Annotated in this window: 25 protein-coding genes; 4 read left to right on the top strand and 21 right to left on the bottom strand. The window is 66.9% G+C overall.

Annotated elements, in window-relative coordinates; translation table 11 throughout:
• Positions 1-3: 3 nt before the first annotated feature.
• From doeA to ehuR, 4 genes are all read right to left on the bottom strand, one after another.
• Positions 4-1,182: an ectoine hydrolase DoeA gene (gene doeA / locus AC07O0_RS06450; protein ID WP_494621136.1), complete on the bottom strand. Its 1,179-nt coding sequence runs from the start codon at positions 1,180-1,182 to the stop codon at positions 4-6.
• Positions 1,179-2,192, bottom strand: a complete 1,014-nt coding sequence (eutC, locus tag AC07O0_RS06455; protein ID WP_494621138.1) for an ectoine utilization protein EutC — start codon at positions 2,190-2,192, stop codon at positions 1,179-1,181. Before eutC ends, doeA begins: the two co-directional genes overlap by 4 nt.
• Positions 2,189-3,205, bottom strand: coding sequence for a hydroxyectoine utilization dehydratase EutB (eutB, locus tag AC07O0_RS06460; RefSeq protein WP_494621140.1), 1,017 nt, complete (start codon positions 3,203-3,205; stop codon positions 2,189-2,191). The genes eutC and eutB overlap by 4 nt, the downstream gene beginning before the upstream one ends.
• Positions 3,206-3,335: 130 nt before the next feature.
• The gene (ehuR, locus tag AC07O0_RS06465) at positions 3,336-4,790 is read right to left on the bottom strand and encodes a MocR-like ectoine utilization transcription factor EhuR (RefSeq protein ID WP_494621142.1); all 1,455 of its coding nucleotides are present in this window, start codon (positions 4,788-4,790) and stop codon (positions 3,336-3,338) included.
• 60 nt (positions 4,791-4,850) lie between these two features.
• Here ehuR and AC07O0_RS06470 point away from each other — a divergent pair, with 60 nt between their 5' ends.
• Positions 4,851-5,300: an Lrp/AsnC family transcriptional regulator gene (locus tag AC07O0_RS06470; RefSeq protein ID WP_494621144.1), complete on the top strand. Its 450-nt coding sequence runs from the start codon at positions 4,851-4,853 to the stop codon at positions 5,298-5,300.
• Positions 5,301-5,315: 15 nt separating this feature from the next.
• Here AC07O0_RS06470 and AC07O0_RS06475 read toward each other — a convergent pair whose 3' ends face one another.
• The 7 genes from AC07O0_RS06475 to AC07O0_RS06505 form a co-directional block, all read right to left on the bottom strand.
• On the bottom strand, positions 5,316-6,617 hold the full coding sequence (locus tag AC07O0_RS06475; RefSeq protein WP_494621146.1) for a TRAP transporter large permease: 1,302 nt from the start codon (positions 6,615-6,617) through the stop codon (positions 5,316-5,318).
• Positions 6,614-7,159, bottom strand: a complete 546-nt coding sequence (locus tag AC07O0_RS06480) for a TRAP transporter small permease (RefSeq protein WP_494621148.1) — start codon at positions 7,157-7,159, stop codon at positions 6,614-6,616. The genes AC07O0_RS06475 and AC07O0_RS06480 overlap by 4 nt, the downstream gene beginning before the upstream one ends.
• Positions 7,156-8,196, bottom strand: coding sequence for a TRAP transporter substrate-binding protein (locus AC07O0_RS06485; protein WP_494621149.1), 1,041 nt, complete (start codon positions 8,194-8,196; stop codon positions 7,156-7,158). The genes AC07O0_RS06480 and AC07O0_RS06485 overlap by 4 nt, the downstream gene beginning before the upstream one ends.
• A 43-nt stretch (positions 8,197-8,239) precedes the next feature.
• Positions 8,240-9,901, bottom strand: coding sequence for an FAD-dependent monooxygenase (locus AC07O0_RS06490; RefSeq protein ID WP_494621151.1), 1,662 nt, complete (start codon positions 9,899-9,901; stop codon positions 8,240-8,242).
• A gap of 26 nt (positions 9,902-9,927) precedes the next feature.
• Positions 9,928-10,812: a fumarylacetoacetate hydrolase family protein gene (locus AC07O0_RS06495; protein ID WP_494621153.1), complete on the bottom strand. Its 885-nt coding sequence runs from the start codon at positions 10,810-10,812 to the stop codon at positions 9,928-9,930.
• Positions 10,813-10,873: 61 nt separating this feature from the next.
• Positions 10,874-11,299 carry a nuclear transport factor 2 family protein gene (locus tag AC07O0_RS06500; RefSeq protein WP_494621155.1) on the bottom strand — a complete coding sequence of 142 codons (426 nt, stop codon included), beginning with the start codon at positions 11,297-11,299 and terminating at the stop codon, positions 10,874-10,876.
• Positions 11,296-11,874, bottom strand: coding sequence for a VOC family protein (locus AC07O0_RS06505; protein WP_494621157.1), 579 nt, complete (start codon positions 11,872-11,874; stop codon positions 11,296-11,298). Before AC07O0_RS06505 ends, AC07O0_RS06500 begins: the two co-directional genes overlap by 4 nt.
• A 157-nt stretch (positions 11,875-12,031) precedes the next feature.
• Between AC07O0_RS06505 and AC07O0_RS06510 the strand changes: the two genes are divergently transcribed.
• Positions 12,032-12,937: a LysR family transcriptional regulator gene (locus AC07O0_RS06510; protein ID WP_494621158.1), complete on the top strand. Its 906-nt coding sequence runs from the start codon at positions 12,032-12,034 to the stop codon at positions 12,935-12,937.
• A 173-nt stretch (positions 12,938-13,110) separates the two neighbouring features.
• Positions 13,111-14,709 (top strand): AMP-binding protein, encoded by a 1,599-nt coding sequence (locus tag AC07O0_RS06515; protein ID WP_494621160.1) that lies wholly within the window; start codon positions 13,111-13,113, stop codon positions 14,707-14,709.
• 76 nt (positions 14,710-14,785) lie between these two features.
• Here AC07O0_RS06515 and AC07O0_RS06520 read toward each other — a convergent pair whose 3' ends face one another.
• The gene (locus AC07O0_RS06520) at positions 14,786-15,046 is read right to left on the bottom strand and encodes a hypothetical protein (protein ID WP_494621162.1); all 261 of its coding nucleotides are present in this window, start codon (positions 15,044-15,046) and stop codon (positions 14,786-14,788) included.
• Positions 15,043-15,756: a VOC family protein gene (locus tag AC07O0_RS06525; RefSeq protein WP_494621164.1), complete on the bottom strand. Its 714-nt coding sequence runs from the start codon at positions 15,754-15,756 to the stop codon at positions 15,043-15,045. Before AC07O0_RS06525 ends, AC07O0_RS06520 begins: the two co-directional genes overlap by 4 nt.
• 107 nt (positions 15,757-15,863) lie before the next feature.
• Between AC07O0_RS06525 and AC07O0_RS06530 the strand changes: the two genes are divergently transcribed.
• Entirely contained in the window at positions 15,864-16,601 is a 738-nt protein-coding gene (locus tag AC07O0_RS06530) for a TetR/AcrR family transcriptional regulator (RefSeq protein ID WP_494621166.1), read from the top strand.
• 48 nt (positions 16,602-16,649) lie between these two features.
• Here AC07O0_RS06530 and AC07O0_RS06535 read toward each other — a convergent pair whose 3' ends face one another.
• From AC07O0_RS06535 to AC07O0_RS06570, 8 genes are all read right to left on the bottom strand, one after another.
• Positions 16,650-17,336 (bottom strand): ABC transporter ATP-binding protein, encoded by a 687-nt coding sequence (locus AC07O0_RS06535; protein ID WP_494621168.1) that lies wholly within the window; start codon positions 17,334-17,336, stop codon positions 16,650-16,652.
• Complete coding sequence (locus AC07O0_RS06540) at positions 17,333-18,082, bottom strand: ABC transporter ATP-binding protein (protein WP_494621170.1); 750 nt, start codon at positions 18,080-18,082, stop codon at positions 17,333-17,335. Before AC07O0_RS06540 ends, AC07O0_RS06535 begins: the two co-directional genes overlap by 4 nt.
• Entirely contained in the window at positions 18,075-19,055 is a 981-nt protein-coding gene (locus AC07O0_RS06545; protein WP_494621172.1) for a branched-chain amino acid ABC transporter permease, read from the bottom strand. Before AC07O0_RS06545 ends, AC07O0_RS06540 begins: the two co-directional genes overlap by 8 nt.
• Before the next feature lie 2 nt (positions 19,056-19,057).
• A complete protein-coding gene (locus tag AC07O0_RS06550) occupies positions 19,058-19,978 on the bottom strand; it encodes a branched-chain amino acid ABC transporter permease (RefSeq protein WP_494621174.1) in 921 nt (306 codons plus the stop codon).
• A 146-nt stretch (positions 19,979-20,124) separates the two neighbouring features.
• Positions 20,125-21,264: an ABC transporter substrate-binding protein gene (locus AC07O0_RS06555; protein ID WP_494621176.1), complete on the bottom strand. Its 1,140-nt coding sequence runs from the start codon at positions 21,262-21,264 to the stop codon at positions 20,125-20,127.
• A gap of 59 nt (positions 21,265-21,323) precedes the next feature.
• Complete coding sequence (locus tag AC07O0_RS06560; RefSeq protein WP_494621178.1) at positions 21,324-22,085, bottom strand: maleate cis-trans isomerase family protein; 762 nt, start codon at positions 22,083-22,085, stop codon at positions 21,324-21,326.
• Complete coding sequence (locus tag AC07O0_RS06565; protein WP_494621180.1) at positions 22,082-22,591, bottom strand: acyl-CoA thioesterase; 510 nt, start codon at positions 22,589-22,591, stop codon at positions 22,082-22,084. Before AC07O0_RS06565 ends, AC07O0_RS06560 begins: the two co-directional genes overlap by 4 nt.
• Entirely contained in the window at positions 22,588-23,733 is a 1,146-nt protein-coding gene (locus tag AC07O0_RS06570) for an FAD-dependent monooxygenase (protein ID WP_494621182.1), read from the bottom strand. The genes AC07O0_RS06565 and AC07O0_RS06570 overlap by 4 nt, the downstream gene beginning before the upstream one ends.
• Positions 23,734-23,780: the final 47 nt, after the last annotated feature.

Below are 23,780 nucleotides of genomic sequence, written 5' to 3' on the forward strand. Positions count from 1 at the left end.
GCCTCAGGCCTTGACGAAGAGCTGGCGCGGCACGTTCGACAGGCATTCGACGCCGGTCTCGGTTATCGCGATGCTTTCGGTGATCTCGAGGCCCATATCCTCGAGCCAGAGGCCGGTCATGAAATGGAAGGTCATGCCGGGCTTGAGCTCGGTCCGGTCGCCGGGGCGCAGGCTCATGGTGCGCTCGCCCCAATCGGGCGGATAAGACAGGCCGATCGGATAGCCGGTGCGATTGTCCTTGATGATTCCGTATCGCTTCAGCACGGCGAAGAAGGCATTGGCGATGTCCTCGCAGGCGTTGCCCGGCTTTGCCGCGGCGAGCCCGGCCTCCATGCCTTCGAGCGTCGCCTTCTCGGCATCGAGGAAGGCCTGCGTCGGCTTGCCGAGGAAAACGGTGCGCGAGAGCGGGCAATGATAGCGCCGGTAGGCGCCGGCGATCTCGAAGAAGGTGCCTTCGCCCGAGCGCATCGGCTTGTCGTCCCAGGTCAGATGCGGGGCGGAGGCATCGGCGCCTGAGGGCAGCAGCGGCACGATCGCGGGATAGTCGCCGCCGAACTCGGCCGTGCCGCGGATGCCGGCATCGTAGATCTCGGCGACGAGGTCGCATTTGCGCATGCCGGGCTCGACGACCTCGACGATGCGCTGGTGCATCAGTTCGACGATGCGGCCGGCCTTGCGCATATAGTCGAGCTCGGTCGCGCTCTTGACCGCGCGCTGCCAGTTCACCAGCCCGCCGGCATCCTTGAAGCGGGCGTTCGCCAGATGCTTTTGCAACGAGGCGAAGGCGGCCGCCGAGAAGTAGTAATTGTCCATCTCGACCGCGATCGAGAGCCTGTCCCAGCCGCGCTCGGCGATGATCTGCGCCAGCAGGTCCATCGGATGGCGCTCGGTCGACTGAACATAATGGTCGGGGTAGCCGATGATGTTGTCATGACCGATGTAAGCGGTGCGCTTCGCACCGTTCGCATCCTGCTTGCGGCCATACCAGATCGGCTCGCCCGTCGGCGGCACCAGCACGCATTGATGGACATAGAACGACCAGCCGTCATAGCCGGTGAGCCAATGCATGTTCGAGGGGTCGGTCACGACCATCAGCTCGACGCCGGCCCGCTCCATGGCGGCGCGGGTCTTGGCGAGGCGCTCGGCATATTCCTCGCGGGTGAAGTTCAGGGTCACGGTCACGCGGCGTCTCCCGCTTCGGCTTTGGTGTCGATGGTCTGCCCAGCGCCGGCAATGCGGGCGCGGGCGGCGGCGAGATTGGCGATCGCGGTGTCCTGCACGCCGGTGCCGGTCAGGTCGGCGAAGGTGATCTCGTCGGCGCGCGTGCGGCCGGGGCGCTGGCCGGCGATGACCTCGCCGAGCTCGGCGAAAGCCTGATCCGCTGTGGCAAGACCAGCGCGGATCGCATAAGCGAGCTCGCCGAGGCGCCGGGTCTGGCTGAGCCGGTCGGCGACATAGGTTGCACGGGCGAAGGCGGCCGGATCGATCTCGTTCTTGTGCTCGCTGTCGGAGCCCATCGCGGTGATGTGCTGGCCCGGTTCGAGCCAGTCAGCCATCAGGATCGGCTGCTCGGCCGGCGTCGTCGTGACGATGATGTCGGCGCCGCGCACCGCGGCGTGAGGATCGGCGATGGCGATGACGGGAAAGCCGAGCTTGCTAGACAGCTCGCTCGCGGCCTCGTTCGCCTTCTGCGCATCGCGCGCCCAGATCCGCGCCTCGCGGATCGGCCGCACCAGCGCCAAGGCTTCGAGCTGCAGTCTCGCCTGCATGCCGGCGCCGAAGATGGCGGCGACCGCGGTATCCGGCCGGGAGAGATGACGCGCCGCGACGGCTCCGGCCGCGGCTGTCCTGACATCGGTGAGGTAGCCGTTGTCCAGCAGCAGCGCCTCGACCAGCCCGGTGCGGGCACTGAACAGGATCATCAGCCCGTTGAGGCTGGGCAAGCCGAGCTTGGGATTGTCGAAGAAACCGGGGCTGACCTTGATCGCGAAACCGTCGAGGCCCGGCACATAGGCGGTCTTCACATCGACCTCGCCGCGATGCTCGGGAATGTCGAGCCGCAGGATCGGCGGCATGGCGACGGGCTTGGTCGCAAGCGCTGTGAAGGCTTCCTCCACACAGGCGATCGCGCTCAGATCGAGCCCGACGATGCGGCGCAGTTCCGCTTCGGTGAGGACGAGCATGCGGCTCATGCGACGATGCGCCGGTGTACGACTTCGTCGATATTGCGGCCGGAGACGATCAGCACCGTCGGCCCCTGCGGGCTGACCTTGCCGGCGAGCAGGGCGGCGATGCCGACCGCGCCGGCGCCCTCGACGATCTCGTTCTCCACGAGCGCGGCATGGCGGATGCCGGCCGCGATCTCGGCCTCGCTCAGCAGCACGACCTCGTCGATCAGGTCGCGGCACAGGGCGAAGGTGACGCGGTTGGCAAGGCCGATGCCGCCGCCGAGCGAATCCGCCAGCGTTTCCTCTTCGACCACCTCGACCGGCCGGCCGGCCGCGATCGCCGCGGCCATGGCGGCGCCGCGCTCCATCGAGATGCCGATGATCCTTGCGGAGGGCCGCAATGCCTTGACCGCGACGGCGATGCCGGCCGCCAGTCCGCCGCCCGAGAGCGGGATCAGTACGCAGGCGAGCTCGGCCAGGTCCTCGACCAGTTCCATGCCGATCGTGCCCTGGCCGGCGACGACGTCGGGAGCGTCGAAGGGCGGGATCGGGGTGAGCCCGTGCACGGCGACCAGCCGCTCGACCTCAACCTGCGCATCATCCTGCGAGCGGCCGACGATACGGACCTCAGCCCCCAGCGAGCGGATCGCCTCGATCTTGTTCGCCGGCACCAGCGCCGACATGCAGATGGTGGCGGCAAGGCCGAGCTCATGGGCGGTGTAGGCGACGGCGCGGCCATGATTGCCGGTCGATGCGGTCACAAGCCCGCGCCGGCGCTGGTCCTCGGCCAGTGCCAGCACCGCGTTCATCGCGCCGCGCAGCTTGAAGGCGCCGATCGGCTGGCGGGTTTCGAGCTTGAGATGGACAGGCTGGCCGCAGAGACGACTTAGGGAAGGCGAGGTCACAAGCGGCGTGCGTTCGACCCGGCCGGCGATGCGCGCCGCGGCGGCTTCGATCTCGGGCAAGGCCACGGAGGCCGGCGATGCGGCCGGTCGATCTGCTTCGGCAGTGGCAAGGTGCGGTTTGATCACCGGCATTCCCCTCTCGCTTGTCATGCTGCGAGGGGGAAAATTTCATGTCAATTATTATATTGTCATGATTCAATTATGCCAGACACGGGCCAAAGGCGGCAATGGCACGGCAAAGTGGGCCCATTCGCCACCGCCCTCAGCCGATCGCACCGATATCGAAAACCGGCGGAAGTTGCTCGAAAGTCTGGCCTATCGTCGTCAGCGTCCGGGCCAGCAACTCATGGCTCATCCGCCCGCCCAGGCAGATGCGGATACCGCCGCCATAGCCGGCGCCGGCGACGAAGGGGTCGGAAGGAGTCACGGCGATACGCCGGTCGGCAAGAGAGCGCACCAGGCTGTCCTCGGTCCAATGCGCAGGCACCTTGAGCCAGGCGCAGAGCGAGAGCGGATGGCTCGAGGCCACGTGCTCGCCAAGTGTCTCCGAGACGATGCGCTGCCGTGCCTTCGCTTCATCACGCTGAACGGCGAGCAGCCTTTCCGCGGTGCCGTCCTCGACCCAGCGCGTCGCGATCTCGGCCGGCAGATAGGTGCCGCTCCAGCTCGTCACACGCAGGATCGAGGCGGCGCGGATCGAGTATTGCGGCGGCACGACGAGATAGCCGACGCGCAGGCCGGTCAGAACCGTCTTGGTGAAGCTGGTCAGGAAGAAGCCGAGATCGGGCAGCATCGCGGTGATCGACGGCAGCGGCTCGGGAATCAGCGGCTTGTACACCTCGTCCTCGACGACGAAGACGCCATGGCGCAGTGCGATCTCGGCAATGGCGCGGCGGCGCTCGGGGCCGGCGACGTGGCTCGTCGGATTGTTGAGCGTCGGGATGAGGACGAGCGCCCGCACGCCGCCGGCGCGGCAGGCAGCCTCGAACGCCTCGGGGCGAATGCCTTCCGCATCGGTCGGCAGGCCCTTGAGGCTGAAACCGAGGACGTTGGCGAGCCCGATGACGCCGTGATCGGTCAGGTTCTCGGTCAGCACGAGGTCGCCGGGGCGCACGACGCAGGCGAGCGCCAGGAAGAGCGCATGGGCGGCGCCGTTGGTGATCAGGATGCGCTCGGCGGAGGTCTCGACGCCGAGTGGTTCGAGCCAGAGGCGCGCCGCCTCGCGATGGCGGTCGAGACCGGCGATCGGCCGGCATGGCCGCATGAAGGGGCTGGTGTCGCCCTCGGCCAGCGCCGCCAGCGCCTGGCGCGAGGCGGCTTCGTGCACATCGAGATAGACGCCGCGCACGATCGAGAGATCGACGACCTCGGTCGGGCTGCGGTCGAGCATCAATCGCCCAGCCTGCTCGGTGACGCGGCTCTTCACGAAGGTTCCGCGCCCGACCTCGCCGCTGAGATAGCCCAAGCGCTCGGCCTCCTTGTAGCTGAGGCTGACGGTCTGGACGGAGATGCCGAGCTCGCGGGCGAGGTCGCGATGGGTCGGCATCCGGTCCATCGGCTTCAGGATGCCGGCGTCGATATCGGCGATGATGCGCTCGGTCAGCGCCGCATGCTTGGTCGCGCCCTTCTGCTTCGTCAGGACCGGGTGCCATTCGACGGCCTTCTCGACAATCGGAGAAAGCCTGTTGCCGGAAGGCCGTTCGGCTTGACGGAACATGGGATTGTCTCGTTCTTAGGAAGAAGCATTCATGACATTATGCACGCGCGGCCCCCGAAGATGAAGCTCGATCCCATCGACCTCAAGATCGTCGCTGCCCTGCAGCGCGATGGCCGCATGACCAAGCTCAAGCTCGCCGAGACGGTGGCGCTGTCGCCGGCGGCCTGCTGGGAGCGGCTGCGCCGGATGGAAGAGGCCGGCGTGATCAAGGGCTACACCGCGATCGTCGACCTGGAGCCCGATGCGCCGCGGACGACCGTGATCGTCGAGATCAGCCTGAAGAGCCACCAGCAGGCGGATTTCCGGCGCTTCGAGGAGGCGGTGGCCAGGGAGCCTGCCATCGTCGCCTGCGATGCCACGGGCGGCGGCATCGACTACATCATGCGGGTGGTCGTGCCGGACATCGACAGCTATCAGCGCCTGATCGACCGGCTGCTCGATCCCGCGATCGGGATCGAGCGCTACTACACCTATGTCGTGACAAAGAGCATCCCGACCGCATCGGCCTAGCTGATCGCGGGCGGGCTAGTTGAACGAACGTGGCAGCCAGAGCGCCAGATCAGGCCAGACCAGCAGCATCGCGATCAGCACGAAGGGGGCGATCAGGAAGGGCACGACGCCGCGATACATCGCGCTGAGGCTGATCTCGGGCGCCTGCGTCCGGATCACGAACAGGTTCATCCCCACGGGCGGGTGGATCAGCCCGATCTCGACGACGATGACGAGCAGCACGCCGAACCAGATCGGATCATAGCCGGTCGACAGCACCAGCGGCAGCAGCACCGGCACCGTGACCAGCACCATGCCGATGCCTTCCAGGAAGCAGCCGAGGAAGACGTAGAAGGCGATCAGCAGCAGCATCACGGCGAGCGGCGAGAGGCCGAGCGCCGCGATCCCCTTGACCACCGATTGCGCCATGCCGGTCTGCACGACGAAATAGGAGAAGATCGTCGAGCCCAGCACGATCAGGATGAGATTGGCGGTGATCCGAGTCGTCTCGGTAAAGGCGGTGGTGACGTCGCCGCGGGCGAAGCCCCTGCGCAGCAGGCCGAGCAGCAATGCGCCGAACGCGCCGACGGCGGCGGCTTCGGTCGGGCTGAACCAGCCGAGATAGATGCCGCCGAAGGTGACGAGGAAGAGCGCCGCCACGTCCCAGATGTTGAGGACAAGCCGCAATGCCTGCGTCTTGCTCTCGTTCGGCAGTTTCGGCGCGGCCTCGGGCCGCAGCCGCACCCAGACCCAGACCGTCAGCAGGTAAAGCGCGGTCAGGACGAGGCCGGGGATCAGCGCGGCCGCGAAGAGCTTGATGATCGAGAGCTGGGCGATGATGCCGTAGATCATCAGGATCAGCGAGGGCGGGATCAGGATGCCGAGCGTGCCGCCGGCCGCGACCACGCCAGCCGCCAGCGCCGGCGAATAGCCGGCCTTCAGCATTTGCGGGATCGAGATCCGGCTCATCGTCGCGGCCGTCGCCAGCGACGAGCCGCAGACGGCGCCGAAAGCGGCCGAGGCGCCGACCGCCGCCATGGCGAGCGAGCCGCGCATGCCGGCGAAGATCGCGTTGCTCGCCCGGAACAGGTCGCCGGAGAGGCCGGCCATCGTCGCCAGCGCGCCCATCAGCGTGAACAGCGGCAGCACCGAGAGCGCATAGGCGGAGGAGAGCTCGAGCGGCACCGCGCCGAAGACGAGGCGCGCCTTGGCGAAGCCGTCGATCGCGGCATAACCGACGAAGCCGGTGAGGCCCAGCGCGACGCCGACCGGGATCCGCGCCAGGATCATGCCGACCAGCGTCGCCATGCCGATCAGGCCGATGGAGGTCGCGCTCATGACGCTGCCCCGTTGTTGCCATGCAGGACTGGCGGAGGAGATACGGCAGCGTCGGTAGCGCGCGGGAAGCCGCGCACTTGCCCGATCGCGCGGCTGAGAACGACGAAGACCGAGACGACGAGCGCGAGCTCGATCGCCAGCAGCAGCAGGAAGATCGGCACCGGCAGATCGGGTTTCTGGTCGCCGAAGCGATAGGCGTCGGCGAGCGGCTGGATCAGGGTCGCCGCCAGCAGGGCGAGGAAGGCGAGCGTCGCGATCTCGCCAGCGAGCCGCATCGCAGCCAGCATGCGCGGGCGCACCATCGTATCGAACAGGTCGACCTTGATCTGCTCGTCGCGGCGGAAGCATTCCGGCAAGGCGAGGAAGGCGACGAGCACCAGCGTGACCTCGACCAGGTCGAGCGTGCCGTGCAGCGGCTTGTTGAAGGCGAGCCGGGCGCCGATGTCGACCATGGTCCAGAGCACCATCACCGCGAGCGCCAGTGCTCCGGCGATGGTTAGCAGTCGCACCGGGTCGAGGCGGCGGAGCTTGCCGCGGCTCATTTGGCGGCGCCCACCGCGGCGCGCAGCTCGTCATAGAACTGCCTGGCCTTGATGCCCTTGGCCTCGACCCTGGCGATGACGCTCGCGGTGATCGGCTTGGCCAGCTCCTCGAAGGCGGCCCGCTCGGCGCCGCTGAGCTCGGGGATCTCGGCATTGGCGGCGCGCAGATAAGCGCGACCCTCGTCTTCAGCCTGGTCGTAGATCGCGCCGACCTTGCGGGCTGCGGCTGGACCGGTCGTCTCGTCGATCAGCTTGCGCAGGTCCTCGGGCAGCGACTTGTACTTCTCGGCGTTCATCACCAGCGCGAAGGTGCCGGCGGCGGCGTCGAGCTGCGTCACCGATTTGACGCTCTCGGCCATCTGGAAGGACTTGGCCGCCTCGTAATTGAAGAACATGCCGGCGATCGTGCCCTTTGAGAGCGAGTCAGCCAGCTCGGCCGGCGCGACGGCTGCCGGCGTCGCACCCCAGGCTTCCAGCATCGCCGAGGCGATCGGGCCGTTATGGCGCATGCGCAGGCCGCGCATGCCGGCGGGGCTCTTCACCGCCGGCCGGTTGAAGAACAGGCTCAGCGTTGGGGTCGCGATGAAATAGAGCAGCTTGGTGCCTTCGTGCTCGGCGGCGAGCTTGCCGGAAAGCTCGGTCAGGATGCCGGAAGCCTCGGCCGTGCTCAGCGCCTTGGCGCTCGCCCCCTCGCCACGATTGAAAGCGTAAGGAAGGTGCGAGATCTCGGTCAGCGGGAAGCGGCCGGGCAGGGCGCCGTGCAGGAAGAAGGCGATGTCGGCGACGCCGGTGCGGGCGAGATCGTATTGCCGCGGCATTGGCCCCATCTGCGCCGCCGGGAAGATCGCGAGCTTGAGCCGGCCGTTCGAGCGCTGCGCCAGCTCGGCGCTCCAGGCTTCCAGCTGCTTGTGCATCTGGTGGTTCGGCGGCAGGTAATGCGAGACCTTGAGCTCGATGGTCTGCGCAATGGCAGTGGCGCTCGCCAGCGAGACCGCCAGCGCCGCGCCGAGCAAGGCTCTGATCACTCCCCGTTTCATCGTATCCTCCCCGTTCGTTGGTCTTGTTTCTTATGCGTCGTCCCTAGGCGGCCGTGGCGGGTATCCCGATCGTGGCCGCCAGCCTCCTGTGGCCGGTGACGATGGCGAGCAGTGCCTCGCAATCGGCCGGCAGCACGTCGCCGCGCCAGGCGACATGCTGGTCGGGCCTGATCAGGGCGAAGCGCGCTGCGTAACGGGCGGGCAAGCGGCGATCGCCCGGCAGCAGCAGTTTCACAGGTACGCTGAGACGCGTCGCGGCGGCGAGCAGCGGCGCTGCCTCCGCACCGTCGCCGGCGGTGGCGAGCAGCGTGAAGCCCTGGCCGAAATGGTCGTAGAGCGAGGAGCCGTCGGCGAGCCAGAGATGCGGCGCGAGGCAGCCCGGATGGGCCGAGGGCACATAGAGCATGAAGTGCTCGGCCGGTGGGGCGCTGCCATCTGGCACGATGATGGCTGAATCCTCGTAGCGCGTGCCGAGCACGATGCCGAGGGTGCGGAATTCGCGCAGCTTGGTCGCCTCGATCAGCTCGCCGACCTCGCGCCTTGTCGCATCGCCGAGCGGACCCGGCTCCTCCAGGCCCTGGCGGACGAGCTGGTTGCCGACGGCGCCATAGTTGATCACCGCCTCGGCGATGGTGCGCTCATGCACCTTGCGCCGCTCGGCCGCATAGCTCGCCAGCAGTTCCGACCCACCCCAGCCCTGCAGCACCGCCGCCAGCTTCCAGCCGAGATCGACCGCGTCGCCAATGCCCATGTTCATGCCGAAGCCGCCGAAGGGCGGGTGGAGGTGGCAGGCATCGCCCGCGAGAAAGACGCGGCCCTTCTCATAGCGGTCGGCGACGAGGCGATGCGCGACCCAGGGATCGCGGCCGACGATCTCGATGTCGAGGTCGGCGAGGCCGGTGCCGCGGCGGATCAGCTCGACGGGATCGACGCTGGCCGGGTCGACATCGTTGGCGAGCTTGGTCGCCATGAAGAACCACAGGCCTTCGCTGTCCATCGGGCCGAGCAGCGAGGGAACCTCCTCGTTGACCATCCAGTACATGATCGCCGGGCCATGGGCGTGGCGCGAGGCCAACTCCGGTGCCCGGAAGATGATGTTGTAGTTCTTCGAGAAGGCGCCTTCGCCCTCCATCCTGGCGCCGATCGCCTCGCGCACCGAGCTGCGCGCGCCGTCGGCGCCGATCAGATAGGCGCTGGATACTTCATGCTCCGCACCGCTGGTCACGTCCTTGAGGCGCGAAACCACGCCGCGACCGTCATCCGCGAAGGAGGTCAGCTCGGTGTTGAAGCTGATCGTGACGCCCGGCAGCGAAGCGGCATGCTGGCGCAGCACCTCCTCGAGCACATATTGCGGCACCCATTGCGCCTCTTCCGAATAGAGGTCGTTGCGGGCGCGGCTACCGTTGAGCGCATTGCCGAAGCGGGCGAGCTCGGGGCCGTTCATCCGCGTCGCGAAGACGACGTTGGAGGGATAGTCCGGAGGAATCGGCGAGGCCGCGCGCAAAGCGTCGGCGATGCCCCAGCGGCGCAAGTGCTCGCGGCTGCGGACATTGGTGGTCTTGGCGCGCGGCGAATAGCCGACGCGGTCGTTGCGCTCGACGACGAGGCAGGCGATGCCGCGCTGGCCGAGCTCGATCGCGGCCGCGAGGCCGACCGGCCCGGCGCCGGCGATCAATACGTCGATGTCCTTGCCGGTCTTGCTCACGGTTCTCAGCTCCCCATGATCCGCGGTCAGGCCGCGGCCCGCTCGGCTGCTTCCTGCGCGATCGGGTTGACGAGGAGGCCGATGCCCTCGACCTCGATCTCGCAGACATCGCCGGGCTTCATGAAGAGCTGCGGCTTGCGCGCCACGCCGACGCCGGCGGGCGTGCCGGTGACGATGATGTCGCCGGGCTCCAGCGTGATCGCCTCGCTGATGATCGAGATCAGGCTCGCCACGTCGAAGACCATGTCGTCGGTGCTGGCGCTCTGCACGGTCTCACCGTTCAGCCTGGTGGTGAGCCTGAGGCCGCGGGCGCCGGGCGGCAGTTCGTCGGATGTGACCAGCGCAGGGCCGAAGGCGCCGGTGCCGTCGAAGTTCTTGCCCATGGTCCATTGCGGCGCCTTGAACTGGTAGTCGCGCACAGAGCCTTCGTTGAAGACGGCGTAGCCGGCGACGTGGTCGAGCGCGTTTGCCTTGGACACATGCTTGCCACGCCGGCCGATCACGGCCGCGATCTCGCCCTCATAGTCGAGCTGGTCGGACAGGCTCGGCCGGATCAGCGGCGCCCTGTGGCCGATCAGACTGGTGGCGAAGCGGCCGAACAGCGTCGGATAGTCCGGCTGCTTGAAGCCGCTCTCGGCCGAATGATCGGCATAGTTCAGCCCGACGCAGATGATCTTGCCGGGATGTGGCACCACCGGGAGGAAGGTCGCGCGCTCGGGATCGAGCGCCGCCGCGGCCGGCGCGCCGTCGAGCGCCTTGGCGATTGCCGCGCGAGCCGCATCGCCGCCGGCGAGGAAGGCGATCATATCGCTCGGCAGGCCCGGGCCGGCTTTGGCGAGATCGATCAGCTCCTGGCCGCGATAGGCGGCGAGGCTCGGCTTGCCGCCGCTCAGGATGGTGGCGAGACGCATGGTGTCCTCCTCCTTGGGCGCCTCCAGCCAGCGTGGCGAGGCGATGAATCTGTCGGGGTCGTCAAGAGGCGCCGAACAGGACGGCGAGCCGCCTTTCGGCGAAGAGCCAGGTGCCGTCCGGCTCCCTGGCATAGCGATCGGCGTATTCGGCGATGAGCAGCGGGGTGGCTGATCCCTGGCCCGGCCCGTCATGGCGATAGAGCGTCAGCGCGACCCAGCCGCGGGCTGCATCAGGCCCGGCCGGCTCGATCAGGATATTGCTCTGGAGGTGGCGCGAGCGGCGTTCGCTCATCGCGGCGCGCTGGCGGCCCCATTCGGCGATGGCCGTTCGGCCGATCTTATCGGGGCCGATGCCGCAGAGGGCTGCATCGTCTGCGAAGAGTTCACCGAGCATGCCCGCCTCGCCGTGGTCGATCAGCCAGGCGTGGCGCTGGATCAGCTGCTCGATCGCGAGCCGATCCTCCGTGGCGAGCCCGGCGCCGCTCATGCCGGCAATCCGAGATCGGGCGTGCCGGCGGGCTGATAGTCGCCCCGGCGCATCGCGACATGCAGATCGTCGAAGCTCTGGCCGCCCTTATGGGCCTGATAGACCCGCTCCGGATCGAAGAAGGTGCCGATCGGATTGGCGGCGAAGTCCGGCGAGGAGCGCATCCATTCGCTCGACTGCCGCCAGTCGCCATAGGTGTCGCATTGCAATTCGACGAAATTGCCCTCGGGATCCTTGTAGTAGATCGAGATCGTCATGCCGTGGTCGAGACTGAAGGCCGGTTCGATGCCCTCGTCGCGCAGGCGGGCATAGGACGACATCAGGTCGGCGAAGCTCTCGTACTCGAAGGCGCTGTGGTGCATGCCGTTATGGCTGCGCTTGTCGGGATCGTCGCCCAGCCCGGGCGCCGAGAGGAAGGCGACGCGGTGATTGGCCTCGTCATTGGTCGTCCAGGCATTATGGGCGTCCTGGAAGTTCGGCCGGGCGCCGACGACCGTGCCGTACCACGCCACCATCTCGTCGAGCCGGCTCGTCTTGAAGGTGACGTGATGGAATGCGGGCTTGATGATTTCCATGGCGTCCTCCCGAAAGGGCCGTCTCCCGGTTCTCCGAGGCGGCCGCTGCTTTGTTCGTGAGGAATGGCTAGCCCTAGCATAGATACCTGAACAGATGGCAAAATTGCAGGAGCGATAGCAAACCGGTATCGCTAGGGAGAGCTGCGAGGCCGGGCCGATGAAGCTGGATCATTTCGAAGAGGTGGTGGCGATCGCCGAGCGCGGCAGCATGCGGGCCGCCGCCCGGCATCTGCAGATCGCGCAGCCGGCCCTGACGCGCAGCCTCGCCTTGCTGGAGCGCGAGCTCGGCGCGCCCCTGTTCGAACGCCGCGCCCGCGGGGTGGTCGCGACGCCGCTTGGCGAGGCCTTCGTCGCCCGCGCCAGGTCGATCCTGACCGAGATCAGGCGCACGCGCGAGGAGGTCGAGCAGCTACGAGGCGCCGGCACCGGCACGGTCACGGTCGGGCTCTCGATCGCGGCCCATCTCGCTCTGCTGCCGCCGTGCCTGCGGCCGTTCCGCATGCGCTATCCCGACATCAGGCTGCATATCATCGAGGGCTTTTATCCCACTCTCGAAGAACGCCTGCGCGATGGCACAGTCGATTTCTACATCGGCCCCGATGGCGGCGCGCAGCCGGTGCCGCAGCTCGGCCGGGAGGTGCTGTTCCACAACCGCCGCATCGTGCTCTGCCGCGCCGGCCATCCGCTGGCGGCGGCGACCTCGCTGAGAGAGCTCGTCGGCCAGGACTGGGTCACGACCTCGATCACTGCCGATGCCAGCGACGAGATCAACGCCTTCTTCGCCCGCCATGGCCTGCCGCCGCCGCGCCTGGCGGTGCGCAGCCAGTCGGCGCTGACCCTGCTGACCTGTCTCGCCAACAGCGATCTGCTGGCGATGGTCCCCGCGCAGTGGGAGCGCTTCGAGATGACCGGAAAGGCGCTGACCACGATCAGGGTCGAGGAAGAGCTGACGGCGCCGCCGCTGGTGCTCGTCCAGCGCTCCGACCTGCCGTTGACGCCCGCCGCCTTGCATCTGCTCGACCTGATGCGCCGGGCGACGTCGCGCTTGGCCGCCGAGCCGTAAGTGAAGGGCAGGGCGGTACGGGCTTCGCTTTCGGCAGGCGGCGATCCGTCGTCATCCGGCGCTCAGCCTTCGCTGTTCATCGTCTCGATCATGCGGCGGTAATGCGTGCTGTAAGTTTTAATTGACACTATATCAATTAATGTAAGGATAGAGGACAATCGGGAGGAGACAGGATGGCGAGCATTGGGCAGGAGCCGCGTCAGGCGGTGCCGCAAACCGCGTTGGAGGCGCTTGCGTCATCCGTCGAGCGCACCCCCGGCAAGACGGTACTGGTCGGCAGCGGTACGCGGATGACCTTCCTGGAGCTGCAGAGGCAGTCGGACAATCTCGCATCGGGCCTGCTGGCTGCGGGACTTCGCCCGGGCGATACGGCTCTGTTCCAGATGGGAGCCATTCCCGATACGGTCGTCGCGCTCTTCGGCTGCCTCAAGGCCGGGATCGTTCCGGTCTGTACGCTGCCGCAGCATCGCGGCCATGAGATCCGTGCGATCGGCGCCATCACCAAGCCGCGCCTTCACATCGTCCAGGCGGATTATCCGTCGAGCTTCGATCTGGTGCAGTTCGCCCGGGAGATGCGCGACGAGATCGCTACGCTCAGCCATACCATGGTGGTGCACGGCGCCGCGGCCGAAGGCGAACTCGATTTCGCGCAGCTGGTCGAGACGTCCCGCGATGCCGCTGTCGACCCAGTTCGGCCCGGTCCGGACGATGTGCTGATGCTGCAGCTCTCGGGTGGATCGACCGGCCTGCCGAAGGTCATCCCGCGGCTGCATGGCGAGTACATGGCCTATGTCGCGTCCTGGGAGCGACTGCTGGGGCTCGGCCCGGACGACGTCCATCTCTGGTCCCTGCCGCTCATCCACAATGCGGCGATGATCTATCACCTGTTCCCAGCGATCAGCGGCGGGCGAAAGCTGGTGCTCATGCAGCGTTTCGACGCGCGGGAGTTCTTCACCCTGATCGAAACGGAACGCGTTACCTATTCGGGCAGCATCGGCCCCGTCGCCAGCGGCATCCTGGCCTATGACCGTATCGCCGATCACGATATCTCGTCGCTGCGCTTCCTGACCACGCTGAGCGGCGCGGACCGGATCGAGGCGCATGTCGGTGTCCCGGTGATGAACGCCTACGGCATCACCGAGGGATTGCTGACCTGCGCGCGCCCCGGCGCGCCGCATGCGGCGCGGCACGGCACGGTCGGCGTCCCGGCTTCTCCGCTCGACGAGATTCGTCTGGTGGATCCCTTCGGCAACGAGGTTCCGCTCGGGGAGATCGGCGAACTCTGCTTCCGGGGCCCCTCCCGCTTTGGCGCCTATATGGGAGACCCCGCGCAGACGAGCGGCAAGTTCACCGCGGACGGCTTCTTCCGGACGGGCGACCTCATGCGTGCGCATCAGATCGACGGTGAGCGTCACTATTCCTTCGAGGGGCGGCTGAAGGACAATATCGACCGTGGCGGCGAGAAATTCGGGACCGAGGACATCGAGGCACTGATCAATCAGCATCCGGCGATCGCCGATTCGAAGGTAGTCGCCATGCCCGATCCCCAATACGGCGAGAAGGCTTGCGCCTATCTCATCGCCGCCCCCGGCGCGGCGCTGCCGGATGTGAAGGAGCTGGGTGCCTTCCTGGGGGCTCGCGGGCTGGCGAATTTCAAGCGGCCCGAGCGGATCGAAGCGATCGACGCCTTCCCGACGACGCGGGTCGGCAAGCTCGACCGGCAGGCCCTGCGCGACATGATCGCGGCCAAGCTTCGCGAGGAGCAGGGCTGATCATCCCATCTATCGGCAAACGAAACCGGCCGGCCGCGATCAGCGGCCAGCCGGTTTATCGTGTCTGTCCAGCGCTTTAGAGCGGTTTGTTGGTGCCGACGACGCGGACCTCGTCGCGCCCCCAATCGGCGATCTCGCCATTGAGGCCGCCGGTGAAGATGCCGTACCAGACGGCGGGCTTCATCTTCATGGCCTTGCGGCTGAAGCGCAGCTCCGTCGCCGCCTCGATCGTCCAATAGCCCTTGACCGGACCCGAGACCGTGACCCCGTCCTGGCCTTGGGCAGTTTCGACCATCGGCCGAAACTCCGGGACGTCGACCACATAGACCGTGATCATGCCGGCTCTCCCTTGTAGGCGTCCACCAGCTTGGCCTTGCGGCGCCAGACGGTGTCGATGTCGGCGAGCAGCCTGTTCCCGGCACGCGCCTCGGCCTCGGTCTCCATGGCGGCCTGGATCGTCAGCCTGGCGTCGACCTCGTCGATCACCTCGGTTTCGCGCAGCCGCAGCGTGACCTCGACAGGGTAGCCATTGGGATCGGTGAAATAGATGGATTCCAGGATCTCGTGCTTCGTATAGGGCGAGACCTTGATGCCCCTGGCCTCGAGGGTCTCCTTCCACTGGATGAGTTGCGCTTCCGTCTCCACCGCCCAGGCCGTGTGGGTGGCGAAATAGAAGTGATGCTCTTCCGGCACGTATTTCTCGGGGCGCTCCGAGCCGATGTAGTAGAAGAAGGCGATCGTCGCGCCTTTGCCGGCATCGAAGAAGAAGTGCAGGAAATCGTGGTGGCCCGGCGGGCCCCAGCCCCGGGCGCTGATCGCATGCACCAGCGGCAGGCCCAGGATGTCCCGATAGAACTCCACGGTCTCGTTCAGCTTCCAGGTCGGCCGGGCGGTGTGGTCGACGCCATTCAGCGACAATCGCACACCGTCGAGACTCGCGTGCCTGAGGCCCACCATGCTCCCGTCGCCGACGCCCATCGCCTCGTTGAAATTCGATGCGGAGGAAGCGTCCTCGCGCTTGCCCAGCCGGGCTGTCGTTTCGGTCATCTCGCTACTCCCTTGCCATGGTTGCATCCGCAGCATAATCAGTAATTGAGACTATATCAATATTGTTTCCGGCTGGCATCGCAATTCCCGCCATGTCAATATCGGGCATGGACGCAGAGAAGGTGAAAGTGCCTCGCGGGCGAGGCCGCCCGCGGCTCGATGGGCAGAACGATATGGGCCTCGTCAACCGCGAGGCTGTCGTCGACCTCGCCTATGATCAGGCAAGGCAACAATCCCTGGACGATATTTCGTTTGTCGGCCTGGCCAAGGAACTGGGCGTGGTTCCGGGCGCCTTGCACTATCATCTCGGCACCAAGGACGACCTGATATCTGCAATCCTGAACCGCTTTTACAAGGATCTGCAGGTGAGACTTGCCGGACTCGAGCCGAGCTCGAGCTGGCGCGACCAGATCGGCAACTTCGCCAATGCGCTGCGGGATGCCTACGGTACCCATCGCGGCGCGGCGGAGCATATTCTCATGCACGCGAAGTTTCGCGTGTTCCAGAAGGTCCGCGAGGGAGAAACCGACTACGGCGCGCTCTACCTCGACCGGGTCTTTTCCATGTTCAAGGAAGCGGGTTTCGACCCGAAGCAGACAGCGCAGTTTTACCACGCCCTGGCGCTGCACTGCCTGACCGCGGCCGGCTCGGAAGCGTCGCGGCTCGCGCCGGTGGAGCATGAGGCCTTTCTGCTCAAGAAGGCCGACAGCTACCCGAATGGCGCGATGCCCGGGCTGAAATACGCGCTGCGCCAGTTCGCGCACGTCAATGCGAAGGAAACCTTCCAGATCGGGCTGCAGGCGCTACTCGACCGGTTCGCTGCAGAGCGTTCAAAAGCCCAGTAAAATCAGAGCTGAGGACCGCGTTTTCGTCCTTGCTGCGATAAGCGGCGCCTAGACACCGAGATACCGATCGAGGACCGCATGGGTCAGCGTCGCACTCGTCCCCTGATGCACCGTCCTGCCCTTTTCGAGGATGAAGCAGCGGTCGACGGTCGGCAGCAGTTCGGACAGGGTCTTGTCGACCACGAGAATGGACTGCCCGTTGGCCTTCAGCGTGCGGATGACCGACCAGATGTCCTGCCGGACGATCGGCGCCAAGCCCTCCGTCGCCTCGTCGACGACGAGCAGCCGCGGATTGGTCATCAGCGCCCGTCCGACCGCCAGCATCTGCTGCTCACCGCCTGACAGCGAGCGGGCATACTGGTTGCGGCGCTCGCCGAGGCGCGGAAAGAGCGCGACGACGCGATGCTCGTTCCAGGGGCCGGGCCGGGCTGCGGCGACGAGGTTTTCGTGGACGGTGAGGTTGGAGAAACAGCGCCGTCCTTCCGGCACGAGCCCGACGCCGAGGCGCGCGATGTGGTGGGAGCCCATGCCGGCGATTTCCCGGCCATCGAAGCGCACGCTGCCGCCGCGCGGCCGCGAGAGACCCATGATCGAGCGGATGGTGGTCGTCTTGCCCATGCCGTTGCGCCCCATCAGGGCGACGACTTCTCCCTCTTCGACATCGAGTTCGACGCCGAACAGCGCCTGCGACGCGCCATAGAACGTCTCGAGCCCGGAGACCGCGAGCAGGCTCATGGCATATCTCCCAGATAGGCGCTGCGCACATCCGTATTGCGGCGGATCTCCTCGACGGTTCCCGTGGCGATGACGCTGCCATAGACAAGAACCGATATCCGGTCGGCCAGCGCGAACACGGCATCCATGTCGTGTTCGATCAGGAGGACCGGAGCTTCCAGCCGGAGCCGATCGAGGAAGGTCGTGAGCGTCTTGGCGCTCTCGGGCCCCATGCCGGCCATCGGCTCGTCGAAGAGGAAAGCCTTGGCGCCGAGCGCCAGGGCCATAGCGATTTCGAGCTGGCGCCGTTCGCCATGCGAGAGCTCCGCGGCCGGGACTTGCGCGCGCCCGGCAAGCCCCGCCCGTTCGAGCGCCGCCATGGCGGGCTCGATCAGCGAGACGTCGCTGCGTACCGGACGAAAAAAACGGAAGCTCGATCCCTGCCGCGCCTGCACGGCGAGCATCACGTTGCGGAGCGCCGAGAAGTCCGGAGCAAGCGAGGAGATCTGGAAGGTGCGCCCGAGCCCGAGGCGGGCGCGGCCGGCCATGTCGATCCCCGTAATGTCCTGCCCGCCGAAGAGGATCTCGCCGGCGTCCGGCTTCAGGAGGCCGGAGATGAGATGCATCAAGGTGCTCTTGCCGGCGCCGTTGGGGCCGATCAGCGCATGGACCTCGCCAGGCCTGAGATCGATGCTGACGTCGTTCGTCGCCCTCAGCGCACCGAAGCTCTTCTTGAGGTTGCGGATCTGGAGCAGCGGCTCAGCCATGACGGAGCCTCCCGGCCAGCATGCCGATCAGCCCGCCGCGCGCGAACAGGACGACGCCGAGCAGGATCAGGCCGAGGAAGAGCTGCCAGCGCTCGGTCAGGCCGCCGAGTGCGAATTCGAGGAACACATAGAGCATCGCGCCAGCGACCGGGCCGAACAGCCGGCCGACGCCGCCGAGGATCACCAGCACGATCAGCACGCCCGACATGTGCCATGACAGCATGGACGGGCTGACGAACTTGTTGAGGTCGGCATAGAGGGCGCCGGCCAATCCGGTGAGCCCGGCCGAGAGGGCAAAGGCGACGAGCCGCACACGGAAGGGCGCGACGCCGACCGCGGCAAGCCTGATCTCGTTCTGCCGGGCTGCTTCGAGCACCGTGCCGAAGCGCGAATTGCGCAGGACGGCGAAGGCGGCGAGCCCGGCCATCAGCACCGCGTAGCAGATGAGGAAGAAGGTCAGTGACTCCGCCGTGTCCAATCCTGGCAGCGTGTTGCGCACCGACAGGGCAAGGCCGTCCTCGCCGCCATAGGCCGGCCAGGAGATCGCGAAGTAATAGACCATCTGAGCGAAGGCCAAGGTGATCATGATGAAGTAGGCGCCGCTTGTGCGCAGGCTGATCGCGCCGATCGGCGCGGCGACGAGCGCAGCGAGACCCATCGCGGCGATCCAGATCACCGGCAGCAGATCCGTGGCGGACAGCGTGAAGGGTGCTGCTAAGATCGGCTCAGCATTGAAGGCATGGGTCGCCATGACGCCGGCGACATAGCCGCCGATGCCGAAGAAGGCGGCGTGGCCGAACGACACCAGCCCGCCGACGCCGAGCGCCAGGTTGAGGCCGGTGGCAGCGAGGCCGAGCACGGCCATCCGCGTCGCCAGATCGATGTAGAAGGGTTCGTCGAGGGCGAGCGCGACGAAGGGCAGCGCCAGCAGGAGAAGCGCCAGCGCGGTGTTGAGAATGGTCTCGCGGCTCATGGTCAGGCGCTCCCCGTGAACAGGCCGCGCGGCTTGAAGGCGAGGACCAGCGCCATCACCACATAGATCAGCATGGCGGCGACCGCCCCGCCGACCAGCGCGCCCTGGGCCGGTCCGAGGACGGCGCCGAACAGCTGAGGCAGGAGGATGCGGCCGAGCGTATCGACGACGCCGACGATGAGCGCGCCGACCAGGGCGCCTTCGATCGAGCCGATGCCGCCGATGACGATGACGACGAAGGCCAGGATCAGGACCGGTTCGCCCATGCCGACCCGGACGGATTGCAACGCGCCGATCATGGCGCCCGCGAGCCCCGCCAGCGCTGCCCCGAGCGCGAAGACGATCGTGTAGAGGCGATTGATGTCGATGCCGAGCGCGCCGATCATCTCGCGGTCGTTTTCGCCGGCGCGGATGCGCATGCCGAGCCGCGTCTTCGAGATCAGGAGCCAGAGCCCGAGCGCCACCGCCATGCCGACGAAGATGATGGCGAGGCGATAGACCGGGTACTGGGCGCCGCCCGGCAGGGCGACCGCGCCGGACAGGAGGGGCGGGGCGTTGAGATAGAGCGGGACCGAGCCGAACAGCCAGCGCGTCGCCTCGGAGAAGATCAGGATCAGCGCGAAGGTCGCCAGCACCTGGTCGAGATGGTCGCGGCCATAGAGCCGCCGGATCACCACGACTTCGACCAGCGTGCCGGCCGCAGCCGCAGCCGCGAGGCTGGCGACGAGGCCGAGCCAGAAGGAGCCGGTCATGGCCGCGACCGCGGCGCAGGCGAAGGCCCCGATCATGTAGAGCGAGCCATGGGCGAGATTGATCAGCCCCATGACCCCGAACACCAGGGTCAGCCCGGCCGCCATGAGGAAGAGCATGACGCCGAATTGGAGACCGTTCAGAATCTGTTCGACGAGAAGTGCGCTGGACACGACGGGCCTTTCTGCAAAAGACCAGAGGGTTGCTGTCTCGAGGGCTGCTCGCTTTCGGACGCCACGCAACACAGGCGTGACGGCTGCCGGCCTTCGTCTGACGACGGGGCCGGCCCGCGAATGCGCAAGCCCTCGGGGGGCCTATGTCAGATCTTGCAGTCCTTGACGTAGGCGTCCTGGTGAGCGGTGAAGGTCTTGCCGACGACCCTGTTGGTGAGCGCGCCGTCGACCTTGACCACGTCGCGGACATAGATGTCCTGGATCGGATGGTGGTTGAGGCCGAAGCGGAAGCTTCCCCTGACCGACTTGAAATCGGCCGCCTCCAGAGCAGCACGGAAGGCGGCGGCGTCCTTCACGCTCGCCTTCGCCACCGCCGAGAGCAACAGGTTGGCGGTGTCGTAGCCCTGGCTTGCATAGATCGACGGCCGGCGCTTGTACTCTGCCCTGAATCCGTCGACGAAAGCCTTGTTGGCTGGGTTGTCGAGGTCCTCGGACCATTGCGAGGTGTTTCTCACGCCAAGCGCGATGTCGCCCATGGCGCCCAGGACGTCCTGATCGAGGGAGAAGCCCGGACCGGTGACCGGAATTGTCACCCCAGCCTGTGCGTATTGCTTCATGAAGGCGATGCTCATGTCGCCCGGCAGGAAGAAATAGACGGCATCGGCGCCGGAGGCGCGGATTTGCGCGATCTCCGCCGCATAATCGGTCTGCCCGAGCTTGGTGTAGAGCTCGCCGGCCAGCTCGCCCTTGTAGAAGCGCTTGAAGCCCCTCAGCGCGTCAGTACCGGCTGGATAGTTCGGCGCGAGGATGAACATCTTCCTGTAGCCGGCTTCATTGGCATGGTTGCCCATGGCCTCGTGCATCGCATCGTTCTGCCAGGAGACGTTGAAGTAGAACGGGCTGCACTTTGCTCCCGCCAGCGGCGACGGGCCGGCATTGGGCGAGAGGTAGAACTTCTTCTGGGCGACCACGCCGGGCACCACGGCCATGGCGAGGTTGGAATAGAGGATGCCGGTCAGCACATCGACCTTGTCGGCCTTGATGGCCTTCTCGGCGAGCTGGACGGCGCGGGCGGGCTCGCCATTATCGTCCTCGATGACGAGCTGGACGTTCTTGTTCCCGGACTGCTTCAGCGCCAGCAGGAAGCCGTCCCGCACCTCGATGCCGAGCCCGGCGAGCCCGCCGGACAAGGTCGTGATCATCCCCACCTTGACGGGCTCGGCGAGAGCGGCAGTCGAGACGCTCGCGGTCAGTGCCAGGAGCCCGGCGGCCAGCAGTTTGGTCATTTTCGTTTCTCCCCTTGGGTTTTCTTGGTTTCCTGCCGCATTCGCGCGGCCGGCAGGCTTCAGGCGGCCACGGCCAATCCCGGCGCCAGCGCAGCCCCGGCGCCGGGGGCGACCGGTTCGAGGGCGACGGATTTGAGCATTGCCCGGACGGTGCAGGCCGCGGCCGAGGTGACGGGAATGCCGAGAGCGGCCTCGACGGGCGCCAGCGCCGCGAGCGAGGGCATCTGCACGCAGGCCGACAGGACGACGACGTCGACACCGCGCGTATCCAGACGCTTGACGTCCTCGATCAGGGCCCTGGGGTCGCGGGCGGCGACGGCGAGGTTGTCCTCGATCTCCAGCGCCAGGCTGTCATGGACCGTGAAGCCTTCGTTCTCGATATAGGCCGTGACCTTCGCTGCCAGCGGCTTCATGTAGGGCATCAGCAGGCTGACGCGCCTGGCGCCCATCTCCTTCAGGCCGTCGACCAGGGCGCCGGCCGAGGAGACGACCGGAATGGCCTTGCCTTCCTGCGCAACCGCACCCTCGAGATTAGCCTTCGAGACGCAGTGATAACCCAGGCCCTGGCTCATGATCGCGACCAGGCAGGCATAGCCCATGACATCGACATCGGCGTCGGCGAGTTCGCGCGCGCAGCGCAGGCTGTCGCGGTCCATGGCCGCGAGCTCTTCCGCCGTGACCTTCTTCATCCGCATGCGGCTCGAATGGAAGGTGAAGCGCTCGGGCCGGATCGTCTCCCGGGCGCGCAGCATCGCCGGGATCTCGGTCTCCATCGTGATGTTCGAGCTCGGGACGATCTGTCCGATACGGTAAGTCCTCATGCCTTGTCCTCCGGCTGGTGGGGATGCGCGGTCGCGTAGGCTTCGAGCCTCGACCGCAGCGCCTGCGGCAGCGCCACGCCGGCCTTGCTGATGCGGTCGATGGTGATGGGCGAGATGCGGGCGACGAAGGCCACCGGCCCCTGCCGCTTGCCCTCGGCAACGACCAGCCGTGCGGTGACATGCAGGTCGAACGTGCGCGAGCGAATCTCGCCGATCCTCGCCTCCATCTCGAACTGGCTGTCGAGCGGCAGGCGGCTGCGGAAATCGATCTCGACGCCGCGAACCGGGAAATCGACGCCGGCGGTGACCTTCATCGCGTGGATCGGGCCGCCGAGCATCAGGCTGATGAAGGCTTCGTGCGCCGATACGACATAGTCGAGGAAGCGCGGCGTATAGGCGACGCCGGCCGGATCGCAATCGCCCCAGCGGACGACGCGGCGGATCACCAGCGGCTCGTCGGAGATGATCTCCTCGGTCGCCGGAAAGAAGGCATAGGGCATCGTCATCGCACGGACCCTCCGGCCTCGGCGGCGCAGGCCGTCATGAAGTTGGGGTAGTCGGCGGCGACCCTGGCCGCGTCGACGCGGCTGGTGCGGGTCAGATAGCCATAGGCGAAGTCGTAGGGGCCGCTCGCGGCCGCCATGTGCCGGCCCATCTCCTCGTACCAGCTGTAGCTCTCGCGGGCGGCGCCGATCAGGATATCGGCGGCGGGCTTGCGGCCGGCCACATAGGCGGAAAGGGCGGCGGGGATGTCGCGCCTCCCTTCGAGCGCGCTGACGAGCGCAATCGAATCCTCCATCGCGATCCGGGTGCCCGAGCCGATCGAGAAATGCGCCCGCCTGACCGCGTCTCCGATCAGCACGCGATGGCCATGGATCCAACGCTCGTTCCAGACCGGCTGGAAATTGCGCCATTCGGACTTATTCGAGATCAGTGGCTGGCTGTGGAGGTCCTCGGTGTAGAGCTGCTCGACGAACGCCTTGCGCTCGTCATCGGTCATCGCGCCGAAGCCGCAGCCGTCCCAGGCCGCGCGATCGCACTCCATCACGAAGGTGCACATGCGATCGGTGTATGGGTAGTAATGCGCGCAGAAGGCGCCGCCGCCGGCATTCCGGAAACTGAGCGTCGGCCGGTCATGCCGGCGTTCGGCGCCGTACCAGGCGAAGGCATTCGACAATTCGCTGCCTTGCGTGCCGAAAGCGGCCGAGCTCGCCGCACGCAAGGTCGAGTTGGCGCCGTCCGCGCCGACCACCAGATCCGCGTCGTCGAGGGTGGCGGGATCGCGGATGTCATCATGATGCGTAACTTGGACGCCGACTTCGGCGCAAAGCTCGTTGAGCAGCGTCAGCAGCTGCAGCCGCTCGACCGCGCCGCCATAAGCCTGCCCTTCGATCGAGACAGCCCGGCCATTGAGGATGATCTCCTGGTTGCCGAGCGGCTTGGTGATCCCTGTCAGGCGCTCGAAGCTCGCGGTATCGGCGGCGGCCAGTTTGGCGAGGCCGGCGCCCGCGAGTACGACGCCGAAGCCGAAGGTCGCGCCAGGGGCGTTCCGTTCGTGGACATGGACCTCGACGCCGCGCAGGCGCTTGCGCGCGAGATAGGCGAAGTAGAGTCCCGATGGCCCGCCGCCGATAATGTTGATCTTCATATTCACATTGCCTCAATTTAAGGCCGCAAGTTCCCCATCGGAAGGCA

The sequence above is a fragment of the Allobosea sp. GW821-FHT10B12 genome (genome assembly GCF_059415545.1).

What these genes read in the sequence shown, in the direction of transcription:
- eutC (WP_494621138.1), bottom strand. Translation starts at nt 2,192, where the DNA reads ATGAGCCGCATGCTCGTCCTCACCGAAGCGGAACTGCGCCGCATCGTC.
- eutB (WP_494621140.1), bottom strand. Translation starts at nt 3,205, where the DNA reads ATGCCGGTGATCAAACCGCACCTTGCCACTGCCGAAGCAGATCGACCG.
- ehuR (WP_494621142.1), bottom strand. Translation starts at nt 4,790, where the DNA reads ATGTTCCGTCAAGCCGAACGGCCTTCCGGCAACAGGCTTTCTCCGATT.
- AC07O0_RS06470 (WP_494621144.1), top strand. Translation starts at nt 4,851, where the DNA reads ATGAAGCTCGATCCCATCGACCTCAAGATCGTCGCTGCCCTGCAGCGC.
- AC07O0_RS06475 (WP_494621146.1), bottom strand. Translation starts at nt 6,617, where the DNA reads ATGAGCGCGACCTCCATCGGCCTGATCGGCATGGCGACGCTGGTCGGC.
- AC07O0_RS06480 (WP_494621148.1), bottom strand. Translation starts at nt 7,159, where the DNA reads ATGAGCCGCGGCAAGCTCCGCCGCCTCGACCCGGTGCGACTGCTAACC.
- AC07O0_RS06485 (WP_494621149.1), bottom strand. Translation starts at nt 8,196, where the DNA reads ATGAAACGGGGAGTGATCAGAGCCTTGCTCGGCGCGGCGCTGGCGGTC.
- AC07O0_RS06495 (WP_494621153.1), bottom strand. Translation starts at nt 10,812, where the DNA reads ATGCGTCTCGCCACCATCCTGAGCGGCGGCAAGCCGAGCCTCGCCGCC.
- AC07O0_RS06500 (WP_494621155.1), bottom strand. Translation starts at nt 11,299, where the DNA reads ATGAGCGGCGCCGGGCTCGCCACGGAGGATCGGCTCGCGATCGAGCAG.
- AC07O0_RS06505 (WP_494621157.1), bottom strand. Translation starts at nt 11,874, where the DNA reads ATGGAAATCATCAAGCCCGCATTCCATCACGTCACCTTCAAGACGAGC.
- AC07O0_RS06510 (WP_494621158.1), top strand. Translation starts at nt 12,032, where the DNA reads ATGAAGCTGGATCATTTCGAAGAGGTGGTGGCGATCGCCGAGCGCGGC.
- AC07O0_RS06515 (WP_494621160.1), top strand. Translation starts at nt 13,111, where the DNA reads ATGGCGAGCATTGGGCAGGAGCCGCGTCAGGCGGTGCCGCAAACCGCG.
- AC07O0_RS06520 (WP_494621162.1), bottom strand. Translation starts at nt 15,046, where the DNA reads ATGATCACGGTCTATGTGGTCGACGTCCCGGAGTTTCGGCCGATGGTC.
- AC07O0_RS06525 (WP_494621164.1), bottom strand. Translation starts at nt 15,756, where the DNA reads ATGACCGAAACGACAGCCCGGCTGGGCAAGCGCGAGGACGCTTCCTCC.
- AC07O0_RS06530 (WP_494621166.1), top strand. Translation starts at nt 15,864, where the DNA reads ATGGACGCAGAGAAGGTGAAAGTGCCTCGCGGGCGAGGCCGCCCGCGG.
- AC07O0_RS06535 (WP_494621168.1), bottom strand. Translation starts at nt 17,336, where the DNA reads ATGAGCCTGCTCGCGGTCTCCGGGCTCGAGACGTTCTATGGCGCGTCG.
- AC07O0_RS06540 (WP_494621170.1), bottom strand. Translation starts at nt 18,082, where the DNA reads ATGGCTGAGCCGCTGCTCCAGATCCGCAACCTCAAGAAGAGCTTCGGT.
- AC07O0_RS06545 (WP_494621172.1), bottom strand. Translation starts at nt 19,055, where the DNA reads ATGAGCCGCGAGACCATTCTCAACACCGCGCTGGCGCTTCTCCTGCTG.
- AC07O0_RS06555 (WP_494621176.1), bottom strand. Translation starts at nt 21,264, where the DNA reads ATGACCAAACTGCTGGCCGCCGGGCTCCTGGCACTGACCGCGAGCGTC.
- AC07O0_RS06560 (WP_494621178.1), bottom strand. Translation starts at nt 22,085, where the DNA reads ATGAGGACTTACCGTATCGGACAGATCGTCCCGAGCTCGAACATCACG.
- AC07O0_RS06565 (WP_494621180.1), bottom strand. Translation starts at nt 22,591, where the DNA reads ATGACGATGCCCTATGCCTTCTTTCCGGCGACCGAGGAGATCATCTCC.
- AC07O0_RS06570 (WP_494621182.1), bottom strand. Translation starts at nt 23,733, where the DNA reads ATGAAGATCAACATTATCGGCGGCGGGCCATCGGGACTCTACTTCGCC.